Here is a 13,458-nt window from a genome sequence, read left to right as displayed (position 1 = left end):
GCTCCGGGCGGGGAGCCCCGTCCGCGCGGGCCGCCTCAGTCGGCGGCCGGGCTGCCGGGGCCCTGGGCGCGGCGGGCGGCCCGCCGCCGTTCGTGGTGCCGACGCCGTCCGGCGGGGGGTTCGGCGCCGTCCTCGCCGGCCGGGACGTCCGGCTCGGCGGACGGGGCCGCGTCGGCGGCACCGGACCGGACGGCGGGCACCGGCGCGGCGGGGGCCGGTGCGGGCACCGGGGGCCGGTCGAGCAGTTCGGCCAGGAGCCGTACCGTCGGGCGGTCGAACATGTCGACGACCGACAGTTCCGTGCCGAACTCCTCGGTGATCCGGCGCTGGACGCGCACCAGGTGGATGGAGGTCGCCCCCGCGTCGAAGAAGTTCGTGTCGACGGCGACCTCCTGGCCGTCCAGCACCTCCCGCCACAGCGCGGAGACCCGTTCGACGGTGGATCCGGGCAGCGGGCCCCGGTCGTCGGCCGCGACCGGCACCGCCGGGGCGGCCGGGGCGGTGGCGACCGGCGCGGCGGCGACCGGCGCGGCCGACGACGCGGCGGACGGTTCCCGCGCCTCGCCCAGCCGGGCCAGCGCCTTGCGGTCGACCTTGCCGTTGGCCGACAGCGGCAGCGCGTCCACGGCCCGCACGTGCCGGGGCACCATGTACGCGGGGAGCCTGCGCGCCAGTTCGGCGCGGAGCTCCGCCGCCCACGCCTCCGGGTCGCCGGAACCGGCGGCGGCCCCGTCGGGCAGGCCGCCCAGCAGCGTGTGCAGCACGGTCTGGTCGTCTTCCAGACGCAGGACGTGGTGCAGCGGTTCGGCGTACACGTCGCCGACCGGGCACAGCCCGATCCGGCAGTCGGCGGCGCGCTGCCGCAGCAGCTGCGCCATCGCGCCGGCCTCCAGCAGCGTGAAGGGACGGGCGAGTTCGCCGTAGACGGGCGCCACGGCAGCGTTCCTGGCCACCAGGTACACGGCGAAGCCGGCAGCCCCGGCCAGCGGCCGGTTGAACTCCCCGAACAGCGCCGGGTCGAGGGCCCGTCCGGCGCTCTCCGGTCCGTCGAGCGCCACCAGGGCCGGGCCCGCCGGGTCCAGGTAGTACGTTCCGGCGCCGATCCCGTCGACACCGCCCGGTGCCACCGCGACGTACGTCTGCACCGGGTAGAGGCCGCCGGCCGAACCGTACGCGTAGCGCGGCACGCCGTCGTCGTCCTGCCGGGCGAGCACGGTGAGCAGCCCGTACAGGCCGGAGGCCGGGACCGGTCCGCGGCCGAAGCGGGTCGCGGCGCCGCGCGCGGCGGACGCGGCCCGCAGTTCGCGGGTGTCGGCGGGCAGGGCGAACGGGACGATCTCGCGGCCCGCGAGGTCACGGCGCCGCCCCGGCTGGCTCAGCCGGGTCTCCAGTCGGCGCACCCGCTCGGCGTCCAGCGCCGCACCGCCCGCGGTGTCCGCCGCTTCCGCGTCCGCCTCCCCGGCACGGACCTCTGCCGCCGGTGCGGCCTCGCGCACCACGTACGCGGCGAGCTGCGCCGCCATGCCGGAGCCCTCGACGAGGGCGGCGGCCTCGCGGACGCCGTCCGTCCGGACGAGCGCGGCCTCGATCTCGCCCAGCTCGATCCGCATGCCGCGCACCTTGACCTGCGAGTCCTCCCGGCCGAGGAACTCCAGTTCGCCGTCCGGGTGGAGGCGGGCCAGGTCACCGGTGCGGTAGAGGCGCTCGCCCGTCACCGGGTGCTCGGGGAAGGCGCGGGCGGTCAGCGCGGGCGCGTTGCGGTAGCCGGTGGCCAGGCCGACGCCGCCGATGAACAGGGCGCCCGGCACGCCGGCGGGCCGCAGCCGGAACGCGTCGTCGAGGACGTACATCCGCTGGTTCCGCATGGGCCGCCCGTACGGGATGCTCGGCCGGTCCGGGTCGACGGTGCCGACCGGATGGAGCACCGACCAGATCGACGCCTCGGTGGCGCCGCCCAGGCTGATCACCTCGGCCTTCGGGGCGGTCCGTCGGATGTGGCCGGGCATGCCGACCGGGATCCAGTCGCCGCTCAGCATGACCAGGCGCAGGGTCTCGACGTCCACCGCCGGGTTGCCGGAGGCGTGGACGAGCAGCATCTCCATGAGGGCCGGTACGGAGTTCCAGACGGTGACCGCGTGCTCGGCGACGAGCCGCGCCCAGCGGACCGGGTCGCGCTCCTCGCCGGGGCCGGGCAGCACGAGCGCCGCGCCGGCCGCGAGGGTGCCGAAGACGTCGTACACGGACAGGTCGAAGCCGAGCGACGACAGGCCGAACACGCGGTCCTCGGCGTGGACGCCGAACCGTTCGTTGATGTCGGTGACGGTGTTGAGGGCGCCCCGGTGGTCGGTCATCACGCCCTTCGGCTCGCCGGTGGAGCCGGAGGTGTAGATGACGTACGCCAGGTCGCCGGGAGCGGTCGCGGGCCGCGGGTCCCGGCCGGGGCCCAGGTCGGTGCCGCGGTCGACGGCGTCGCCGAACCGCAGGACCGTCACGCCCTCGGGCGCCGCCTCCCCGGCCGGATGGCCGTCCGGGAGGGTGTCCGGGAGCAGCAGCGCGACGGCCCCGGCGTGGGCGAGGGAGCGGGCCACGCGGTCGGCGGGCAGCCCGCTGTCGAGCGGCAGGTAGGCACCGCCCGCCCGCAGGACGCCGATCGCGGAGGCGACCTGCTCCCAGCCCCGGTGGGCGAGGACGCCGACGAGGTCGCCGTCCCGCACCCCGGCGTCGCCCAGGGCGCGGGCGACGGCCAGGGAGGCCCGGTCCAGTTCGCCGTAGGTGACGGTGCCGGTGGCCGAGACGACGGCGGTGCGGTCCGGTTCGCGTGCGGCGCGCGCCAGGAACGGCTCGTGCAGCAGCCCGTCCGGCAGCGGCCCGTCGGTGGCGTTGAGCGCCGTGTACCGGGCGATCTGGCCGGCCGGGAGGAGCTCGCGGTGCGGGTCGTCCCAGGCGGCCGGTTCGTCGGCGAGCGCGGTGAGCAGCGTCGTGTACGCGCCGAACATGTCGTCCAGCGTGCCGGGCGCGAACAGCGCCTCCACGGCGTCCCACGTGAGGCGGAGGCGGCCCTCGTGCTCGGCGATCTGGTGGTCGAGCCACACCTGTGGGGTCTGCGTGATGGTGTACGCGACCCGCGCGCCCGGCCCGGCGGCGAGTGCGCCGCCGCCGGTGTCGGCACCGAGCTCGCTGGTGAAGACGACCGGCATGACGGCCTCGGCGACGCCCCGGCGGCGGGCCAGCTCGCCCGCCACCCACACGCCGCTGACGAGCTGGTGGTCCAGGTCCTCCCAGAGGCGGTCCTGGATGCGGCGCGCCCGCGCCTCGAACGCCCCGTCGGTGGCGCCGTCGACCTCCAGCATCGTCAGCGCGGTGAAGTCGCCGACGAGCGCGGGCAGGTCGGGGTGGTCGCCCACCCGGTTGAAGAGGGTGAGGTTCAGGCTGAAGCGGCCCGCGCCGGACCACGCGCCGAGGACGGTGGCGTACGCGGACAGGGCGAGCGCGGACGGGGTGATCCGCGCGGCGGCGGCCCGTTCCTTCAGCCGGGCCCACACGTCGGCCGGGAGGTACGCCTCACGGCGCCCGAACCGGGTCTCGGCCAGCTCGTCGGGGCGGCGCACCAGCGGCAGCGGCGGCGCGGGCGGCAGCGTGTCGAGCCGGTCCCGCCAGTAGACGAGGTCGCGTTCCCGCCGCGGTCCTTCGCGGCGGGCCTGCTCGGCCAGGACGTAGTCGCGGAACGACAGCTCCAGCGGGCGCGGGTCGAGTTCGCCCCGGTACACGGCGAGGAGTTCGCGCAGCAGGATCTGGGTGCTGCCGCCGTCCGCGATGAGGGTGTCGATGCCGAAGTGGAGGCGGGCGCCGGTGCCGGTGGTGCGGCTGGCGCGCAGGTCGAACAGCGGCCACACCTCGGAGGGCAGTACCTGGTGGGACATGTCCTGGCGGATGCCCTCCAGCCGGCTCTCGCGTTCCGCCGCGTCGAGGCCGCGCAGGTCCTCGGCGGCGATGCGGTAGTCCGGCACGTCGGCGAGGACGCGCTGCTCGCCGTTCTCGTCGACGACGATGCGCAGGGCGTCGTGGCGTCGCACCAGGGCCTGCCAGGCGCGTTCGAGGCGGGGCAGGTCCACGTCGTCCACGTCGAGTTCGACGTAGAGGTGGCAGGAGACGTCGCCGCCGACGGTGCCGCTGCGGCCGATCCAGTAGGCCCGCTGCACGTCGGTGAGGGGGAACGGGTCGTGCCGGCGGGCCGGGTCGGGGCGGAGCTCGGCCGGGGCCGCCTCCTGCTCCGGGACGTCCTGGGCGGCGCCGTCGAGGGCGTCCACGGCGGCGGCCAGGGCGGCGACGGTGGGCGCCTCGAACAGGGTGCGCAGCGACAGCCGCACGCCGAGCGCGCGGCGTATCCCGGCGACGACCTGGGTGGCGAGCAGCGAGTGTCCGCCGAGCGCGAAGAAGTCGTCGTGGACGCCGACCCGTTCGGTGCGCAGGGCGTCGGCCCACACCCGGGCGACGGTCTCCTCGGTCGGGGTGCGGGGCGCGGTGAACTCCCCGGCCCCGGTCCGCTCGGGCACCGGCGCGGGCAGTGCGCCCCGGTCCACCTTGCCGTTGCCGGTGAGCGGCAGGGCGTCGAGGACCACGTAGTGCGAGGGGACCAGGAACGACGGCAGGCGGCGGGCCAGTTCGGCGCGCAGCTCCGCCGGGGCGGGCGGGGCGTCCGGCGCGGCCGGGACCAGGTAGGCGGCGAGGGCGGCGCGGGAGGTGCCCGGCTCGTACGCGGTGACCACGCACTGTCGCACGGACGGCAGGGCGGTCAGCGCGGCCTCGACCTCACCGGCCTCGACGCGGAAGCCCCGGATCTTGAGCTGGTTGTCGTTGCGGGACAGGTACTGGAGGCGGCCGTCGGGGCGTACGCGGACGAGGTCGCCGGTGCGGTACAGGCGCCCTCGCCCCGCGGTGTCCTCGCCCGTTCCGGTCGTGGCGGGGTCGGCGGGGACGAAGCGTTCGCCGGTCAGTTCCGGGCGGCCGAGGTAGCCGGCGGTCACCCCGGCCCCGCCGATGTACAGCTCACCGGGGACGCCGGCCGGGACGCGGCGGCCGTGCGGGTCGAGGACGCGGACGGTGGTGCCGGCGATGGGCCGTCCGATGGTGACGGCGCCGGCGGCGGGGTCGACCGTGTCGGTCGTCGACCAGACGGTGGTCTCGGTCGGTCCGTACATGTTGCGGATCGTGCCGCGCACGTGCCGGGCGAGCGCGCCGACGAGGCCGGCGTCGAGGGGTTCGCCGCCGAGGAGCAGTTCGCGCAGGGTGCCGAGCGCCGCCGCGTCCTCCTCGTCGAGGAGGGCGCGGGCGTGGGACGGCGTGCACTGGAGGTGGGTCACGCCGTGGGCGCGGATCAGGGCGGTCGGCGAGACGGCGTCGCCGCTCCCGTCCCGCGCGGCCGTGGCCGGCGCGGCGGCGGTGGCCGCGCGGTCGCCGAGGGCGGCCAGCGCGGGCAGCGCGCCGAGCGCGGCCTCCTCGTCCACGCCGAAGTCGATCAGGCAGGCGATCTCGTCCACCCCGGCCTCGGTGAGCCGGCGGACGAGCGGCAGCCGGTCCTCGACGGTGCCGATCAGCGAGCTGTCCGCGAGGTAGCGGGCGCAGGCGTGGTCGAGGAGGGCCTCCTGGTCGTCCTCGGTGAAGTCGTCGGCGGTGACGTCGACGCCCAGCGCGCGGGCCATGTTCTGGATGAGCCCGACGGAGGAGCGCAGGTACGAGCGGAACGGCTCCCAGGCGTGGGAGCGCACGTCGTCGGCGTCGGCGCCCACGAAGGTGTGCAGCATCAGCGTGACGTGCGGCGCCCCCGCGTGTCCGGCGCGGTGCCACGCCTCGCGGTAGACGGCGATCTTCTCCGCGAGCTCCTCGACGCTCTGCCCCAGCAGGTGGGTGAGCAGCCGGGCGCCGGCCTCGCCGGCGGCGCGACAGGTCTCCGGGTTGCCGGACGAGGTGAGCCAGAACGGCAGTTCGGGCTGGACGGGGCGGGGCAGGACGGCGGTCTCGACGGTGCGGCCACCGGGTCCCTCGAACGGGACGCGCTCGCCGCGCCACAGCCGCCGCACCTGGTCGATGCCGGTGAGGGTGCGGGCCTGCCGGTCGTCGTAGGCGTCCTTGGCGAGGACGAAGTCGTCCACGTGCCAGCCGGACGCGAAGGAGACGCCGACGCGGCCGCCGGACAGGTTGTCGACGACGGACCACTCCTCCGCGACGCGGACCGGGTGGTGCAGCGGCATGACGACGCTGCCCGCGCGGATGCCGACGCGCCGGGTGGCGGTGGCGACGGCGGCGGCGAGCACGGACGGGGCGGGGAACGGCCCGCCGAACGCGTGGAAGTGGCGCTCCGGCATCCACACGGCGCTGAAGCCGTGCTCGTCGGCGAACCGCGCGCCGTCCATGAGGAGCCGGTACTGGCCGGGGCCGGGCGGGGTGCCGCCGGTGTCGCTGGCGAAGTAGAACAGGCTGAATTCCGGAGCCCGTTCGCGCACCCGCTCCTCGGCCGCGGGAGCCGGGGCGGGGGCGTGGTCCTTGTCGGGGGCGAGGACCACGCGGTGGCCCCGGCTGAGCGTCCACAGCAGTTCGAGCACGGAGATGTCGAACGACACGCTGGTGACGGCGAGCCAGGTGACCGGCTCCCCGCCGGTCTCCACCACACGGTCCATCGCAGCGAGGAACGCCGTCAGGTTGCGGTGGCGGACCACCACGCCCTTGGGGCGGCCCGTGGACCCGGAGGTGTGGATGACGTACGCGGCGGACTCCGGCTCCGGGCTGCCGCCGTCCCCCTCCCCCGCCCCGGCGGCCGTGGCGGAGCGGGCGGCCGTGTCGGTGCCGGTGTCGGTGCCGGTGCCGGTGCCGGTGCCGGTGCCGGTGCCGGTGCCGGTGCCGGTGTCGGTGTCGGTGTCGGTGTCCAGCAGGGGTACACCGGCCGGGACGACGCCGTCCGCGAAGGTGCCACGGGTCGCGGCGTGGACCAGGACGGCGGCGGGCGCCGCGTCCTCGCACACGTACCGCAGCCGCTCCGCCGGGTAGTCCGGGTCGAGCGGCACGTACGCGGCGCCCGCCGTGAGGACGCCGAGCAGCGCGGCCGGCAGGTCGGCGCAGCGGCGCAGGGCCACGCCGACCCGGTCGCCGGGGCGGACGCCCGCGTCCCGCAGCCGGGCGGCGACGCCCTCGGTGCGGGCGCGCAGGGCGCGGAAGGTGAGGGTCTCGCCCCCGCAGGTCACGGCCTCGGCGTCGGGCCGGGCCCGTACGGCCCGGGCGAACGCGGCGAGTACGTCGGGGGCGTCGTCCGGCAGGGGCCCGCCGTCGCCGGCCGCGTCGAGGAGCGCCTGCTCGGCCGGGGTGAGGGCGAGCAGTTCGGACAGGCGCAGATCCGGGTCGGCGGCGGCGCGGCGCAGGACGCGCGCGAGCGCCTCGGTGAGGGTCCGCGCGGTCGGCTCGTCGAAGAGGTCGCGGCTGTACTCGCAGATGCCCTCGGTGACGTCGCCGTGCCGGGCCAGTTCGAGGCTCAGGTCGATGCGGCACAGGCCGTTGTCGAGGTCGGCGGGTTCGACGTCGACGCCGGGCAGGGACAGGGCCCGCTCGGGGACGTTCCGGTAGCCGAACTGCACCTGGTAGAGCGGCGCGTGGCCGAGGTCCCGGTCGGGGCTCAGCTCGCGGACGAGCCGCTCGAAGGGCACCTGGGCGTGGGCGAACGCGCCGAGGGAGGCCTCCCGCACCCGGCCGAGCAGCTCGCCGAACGACGGGTCGCCGGACAGGTCGGCGCGCAGCACCAGACTGTTGACGAACATACCGGTGAGGCCGGCCAGTTCGGGCCGGTCGCGTCCGGCAGTGGGGACGCCGACGACGATGTCCTCCTGGCCGGAGTGGCGCATGAGGACGGCCTGCCAGGCGGCGAGCGTCACCATGAACGGGGTGGCGCGGGCCTGCCGCGCCGCCGCCTCGACGGACTCCGTGAGCGCCGCGTCCAGGGTGAAGCGGACCCGGCCGCCCCGGTGGGTGGGCACGGCGGGGCGGGGCCGGTCGGCGGCGAGGTGGAGCAGCGGCGGGGCGCCCGCGAGCCGCTCCCGCCAGTAGGTGAGGTGCCCGGCGAGGTTCTCGTCGGTCAGCTCGCGGCGCTGCCAGGCGGCGAAGTCTCCGTACTGGACGGGCGGCGCCGGGGTGTCGGCGCCGGTGCCGTCGAGGTGGGCGCGGTAGCCGGCGCACAGTTCGTCGACGAGGACCGCGCGGGACCAGGCGTCGCCGACCATGTGGTGGTTGACGACGACCAGCAGGGCGCGGTCGGACGCCGAGCGGAGCAGCACGGCCCGGAACAGGGGACCGCGCGCCAGGTCGAACGGGCGGGCGGCCTCCTCCTCGGCCCGCGCCGCCTCCGCGCCGGGCTCCACGTCCACGACCTCCAGGACGGAGCGGCCGGGCGGCAGGACCCGCTGGAGCGGGGTGCCGTCGACGGTGTCGACGACCGTGCGGAGCGCCTCGTGGCGGTCGGCGAGCCGGGTGAGGGCGCCGTCGAGCGCGGCCAGGTCGAGCGGGCCGGTGAGCCGCAGACCGACGTACTCGTTGTGGACGCCGAGCCCGGGGGCGAGCTGCTCCAGGAACCACAGGCGCTCCTGCCCGAAGGAGAGCGGCGCGGGGCGCGGGGCCGGGGTGACGGCGCCCCGGTCGGGGGCGCCGTCCGGGGTTCCGGGGGCGGCGGGCGTGTCGGTGCCGGTCGCGGCGGCGCGGCCGCGGGCGCGGGCCTCGAACGCGGCCCGCTGTGCGGGCGTGAGCCGGGCGAGTCGGTCCTCCCGGCCGGTGGGCTTGGTCACTGGTTCTCCAGTTCGGCGAGGATGCGGTCCTCGATCAGTTCGGCGAGGTCGGCCACGCGGCCGCCCTCGAAGAACGCGCGGGCGGGCACCTCGACGTCGAACTCGGCGCGGAGGCGGGCCACGATCTGCGCGGCGAGCAGGGAGTGCCCGCCGAGGTCGAGGAAGTCGTCGTGGACGCCGACCCGGTCGATGCCGAGCATCTCGCCGTAGATCTCGGCGAGGCGCTCCTCGGTCGGGGTGCCCGGCGCGGCGTACGGGGTGGCGAGGTCCGGGCGGGGCAGCGCGACGGCGGCGGGCCGCGCGGCGGACGGCTCGTCCGCGGCCAGGCTGAGCGTGCCGTCGGCGACGACCGCCGTCGGACGGGCCACCACGTGGCGTCCGGCGGGTCCGTCGAGGAGCGCGGCGAACGCGCGGGCGCCCTGACGGGCGGTGAGGGCACCGGCGAGCATGCGCTCCTGGAGGGTGCGCAGGTCGGCGGGGACCTCCGCGTCGGCGGCCATGCCGACCCCGGCCCACATGTCCCAGTCCACGGCGATCGCGTGGCGGGTGCCCGCGGCGGCTTCGGCCTCCGCGGCGGCCGCCAGGTAGGCGTTGGCGGCGGCGTAGTCGGCCTGCCCGTAGGTGGGGACGAGGGTGGCGAGGGAGGAGCAGACCACCAGGACGTCCGCCTCGTCGGGGCGGAGCGCGGCGAGCAGGTGGCGTGTGCCGTCGACCTTGGGGGCGAACACGGCGCGGGCCTCGTCGTCGCCGCGCAGGGCGACGGAACCGCCGCCGGGCAGGCCCGCGGCGTGGACGACGCCGTCGATGCGGCCGAACCGGGCGCGGACCCGGTCGAGGGCGGCGGCGAGCGACGCGGCGTCGGTGACGTCGGCGCGTACGGCGACGACCTCGGCGCCCGCGTCACGCAGCTCCCGCAGGAACGCGGCGTGTCCGCCGCCGTCCCCCGCCCCGCTCCCGTCGTCCGTCTCAGGGGCGGTGCGGGAGAGCAGCGCGAGGCGGGCGCCGCGGGTGCGGGCCAGGTCGGCGGCGAGGGTGCGGCCGATGCCGCCGAGGCCGCCGGTGACGACCCAGGTGGCGCCGTCGGCGAGCCGGACGGGCGCCGCCGGGACGGGGCGCTCGGCGGTGCTGACGGTACGGGTGAGGAGCGTGCTGTCGCGCAGGGCGAGGAGGCGCGCGGGTGCGGTGAGGACGGCACCGAGCACGGCCTGCGCGGCGGTCTCGTCGAGGGCGGCGCCGGCCGCCAGGTCGATCTGGGCGCAGCGGAGGTTGGCGTACTCCTCGGGCAGCACCTGGACGGGGCCGCTGAGCATCGCGGCGGCCGGGTCGGGGCGTTCGGACGGGGTGGTCCGGAACGCGCCGGCGGTGAGCACGCCGAGGCGGACCTCGTTGACGACGCTCTCCTCGGCCAGGGCGCGGGCCAGCCGGACCAGCCCGAAGTAGCAGGCGGTCTCGTCGGGACCGCTCTCCCGCGCGTCGTCGCCGCTGTCGAGGCCCCAGGCGTAGAGGATCGCGGTCGGGGTGCGGACGAGGGCCCGCAGGTCGGCGAGGAGCTTGGCGTACTGGGCGGGGTCGGCCGGGTCGAGTTCGTACACGCCGCGCCGGACGCGCCGGTACTCGGGGCCCGGTTGTACGACGGTGACGATCTGGCCGCGCGCCGTCAGCAGGTCGACGGCGGGCTGCGCGGCGCCCTCGCGGTCCATGAGGACGAGCCAGGTCTGGCGGCGGCCGCGCAGCGGGTCGGCGGCCTCGCCGTCCGCGCCGGGTGCCGTCCCGGTGCCCGTGTCGAGGGGGCGCCAGACGGGCGTGGCGTGCAGGGCGTCGGCGAGGTCCTGTTCCGTGGCGGCGCCCGCGGGGGCGGCGCCACCGGGGGCGGCCGCCGTGCCGGGGTCGATCCAGTGGTGGAGTCGCTCGAACGGGTAGCCGGGCAGGCCGGTGACACGGGCCCCGGGCGCGGCCGGCTCCCAGGTGACGGAGGCGCCGTGCGCCCACAGTCCGGCCAGCGACAGGGCGGCGCTCGCGGGCTCGTCCTCCGGGCCGCGGCGGCCGCGTGAGGGGAGCGGCGCCGGGGCGGTGCGCGGGGCGTCGGCGCCGGGCCGCGCGGACCGCACCAGGTCGGTGAGGACGCTGCCGGGGCCGTTCTCGACCAGCACCAGGCCCTCGTCGAGGGCGGTCAGGGTGCGCAGCCCCTGGTCGAAGCGGACCGGGGCGCGCATCTGGCGGGCCCAGTAGCCGGGGTCGGCGGCCTGTTCGGCGGTGATCCAGTCGCCGGTCACACCGGACACGAACGGTACGCGGGGCGCGTGGCGGGCGGTCCTGGCGACCTCGTCGGCGAACCGCGCGGCGGCCTCGTCGCACAGGGCGCTGTGGAAGGCCCGGTCGACGGGGAGCCGCAGGGCCCGCAGGCCACGCTCCTCGAAGGCGCCGGCGGCCCGCTCGACGGCGTCGGCCGGGCCGGACAGCACGGCGGCCCCGGGTCCGTTGACGGCGGCGAGGTCCAGTCCGTGGGCGGCGGCCTCCGCGGCGGCGGCGTCCTCCGCGAGCGGCACGGCGAGCATGGCGCCGGGCGCCGTCTCCGCCATGAGGCGGCCGCGCACGGCGGCGAGCCGCAGCGCGTCGGGCAGGTCGAAGACGCCGGACAGGGCGGCGGCGGTGAACTCGCCCAGGCTGTGTCCGAGGAGCGCGGCGGGCCGTACGCCCCAGTGCTCCCACAGCCGGGCCAGGGCGTGGCCCACTGCGACGACGGCGGGCTGGAGCAGGTCGGTGCGGCGCAGCTCCTCCTCCGTGCCGTCGCGCAGCAGTGCGATCAGGTCGCGGTCGAGCAGGGGGCGCAACAGCGCGGCGCACTCCTCCAGCGCGGCTCGGAAGACGGGGTGCGCGTCGTACAGGCCGAGCGCCATGCGGGGCAGCTGTGCGCCCTGGCCGGGCAGCAGGAACGCCACGGGGGCGTCGACCCGGTCGGTGCGGGCGGCGACGGCGTCGCGCCGGCCGCCTCCGCGCAGGGCGGCGACGGCTCCGGCGGTGTCCCGGGCCAGGACGGCCCGGCGGTGGTCCAGCAGGCGGCGGCCGGTGCGCAGGGTGCGGGCGACGTCCGCGAGCGGCACGCCGGGGTGGGCCTCCAGGTGCGCGGCGAGCCGCTGGGCGGCGGTGTCGAGCGCGGTGGCGGTGCGGGCCGAGAGGGGCAGCGCGACCGGCACGGCGGGCGTGCCGCCGGCAGGGGCGTCCTCGGCGGGCCGGCGCGGGGCCTCCTCGAGGATGACGTGGGCGTTGGTGCCGCCGATGCCGAAGGCGCTGACGGCCGCCCTGCGGGGCGTGTCGCCGCGGGGCCAGTCGACGGGCGCGGCGGGCGCGTGGAACGGGGTGCCGGCCAGGGCGTCGGCGGCGGTCGTGCCGTCGCCGCGCAGGGTGGCGGGGATCGTGCCGTGGCGCAGCGCCTGCACGGCGGCGATCAGGCCGGTGACCCCGGCGGCCGTGTCGAGGTGGCCGACGGCCGACTTGACCGATCCGAGGGCGCACCAGGGGGCCGCGGCGGCGCCCCCGGTTCCGGCGGCCCCGGCCTCGTCGGCCTCGGCGGCTTCGTCGGCCTCGGCGGCCCGGTAGGCGCGGGTGAGCGCCTCGACCTCGATGGGGTCGCCCAGCGCGGTGCCCGTGCCGTGGCCCTGGACGTAGCCGACGGTGCGCGGCGACACTCCCGCGACGGACAGCGCCTCGCGGATCACGGCCGTCTGCCCGGCGACGCCCGGCGCGGTGTAACCGGCCTTGGCGGCGCCGTCGTTGTTGACCGCCGAGCCGAGGAGCACGGCGTGCACCCGGTCGCCGTCCGCGAGGGCGTCGGCGAGCCGCTTGAGGACGACGACACCCGCGCCGTTGCCGAAGACGGTGCCGTCGGCCTGTGCGCTGTACGGGCGGCAGCGTCCCTCCGGCGACTCGATGCCGCCCGCGACGGGCAGGTATCCGGTCCGGTGCGGCACGGTGACGGTGACGCCGCCCGCGAGGGCCACGTCGCACTCCTGGCCGAGCAGGCTCTGCACGGCCATGTGCACGGCGACGAGGGAGGTGGAGCACGCGGTCTGCACGGTGACGGCGGGCCCGCGCAGGTTCAGCTTGTACGCGGCGCGGGTGGCGAGCTGGTCGGGCTGGTTGCTCTGGAAAAGCAGCGGCACGCCGAGGGTGGCACGCAGGTCGGCGCGGGGCAGCAGGTTGTGGACCAGATACGTGCTCAGCAGCGACCCGGCGTAGACGGCGACGGGACCGGCGGAGCGGTCCGGGTCGCAGCCCGCGTCCTCCAGCGCGGCCCACGCGCACTCCAGGAAGATCCGCTGCTGCGGGTCGATGACCGACGCCTCCAGCGCGTTGTAGCCGAACAGCCGGGAGTCGAAGCCCGCGATGTCGTCGAGGACGCCCTTGGCGGGTACGTACCCCGGCGCGGTCGCCTCGGCGGCGGGCACGCCCGCGGCGGTCAGCTCCTCCGGCGTGAAGCGGGTGACGGCGTCCTCCCCCGCCACCAGCAGGCTCCACAGTTCGTCGGGGGAACCGGCTCCGGGGAAGCGCCCCGCCATGCCGATGACGGCGATACGGCCGTCGGTGTCGTCGTCCCGGTCGGGCCGGACTGGCTCTGCGTACACGTTGGTCTCCGTTTGGT

The 13,458-nt window shown here is 77.3% G+C and carries 2 protein-coding genes; both read right to left on the bottom strand.

Translation table 11 applies throughout. From position 1 onward, the window contains the following. Positions 1–35: 35 nt before the first annotated feature. Complete coding sequence (locus IE180_RS20510; protein WP_190158369.1) at positions 36–8,819, bottom strand: non-ribosomal peptide synthetase; 8,784 nt, start codon at positions 8,817–8,819, stop codon at positions 36–38. After that, on the bottom strand, positions 8,816–13,441 hold the full coding sequence (locus tag IE180_RS20505; RefSeq protein WP_190158368.1) for a type I polyketide synthase: 4,626 nt from the start codon (positions 13,439–13,441) through the stop codon (positions 8,816–8,818). Before IE180_RS20505 ends, IE180_RS20510 begins: the two co-directional genes overlap by 4 nt. Positions 13,442–13,458: the final 17 nt, after the last annotated feature.

The organism is Streptomyces litmocidini (assembly GCF_014649755.1).
Classification (GTDB): Bacteria; Actinomycetota; Actinomycetes; order Streptomycetales; family Streptomycetaceae; genus Streptomyces; species Streptomyces litmocidini.
This window is presented reverse-complemented; position numbering and strand designations above follow the sequence as displayed.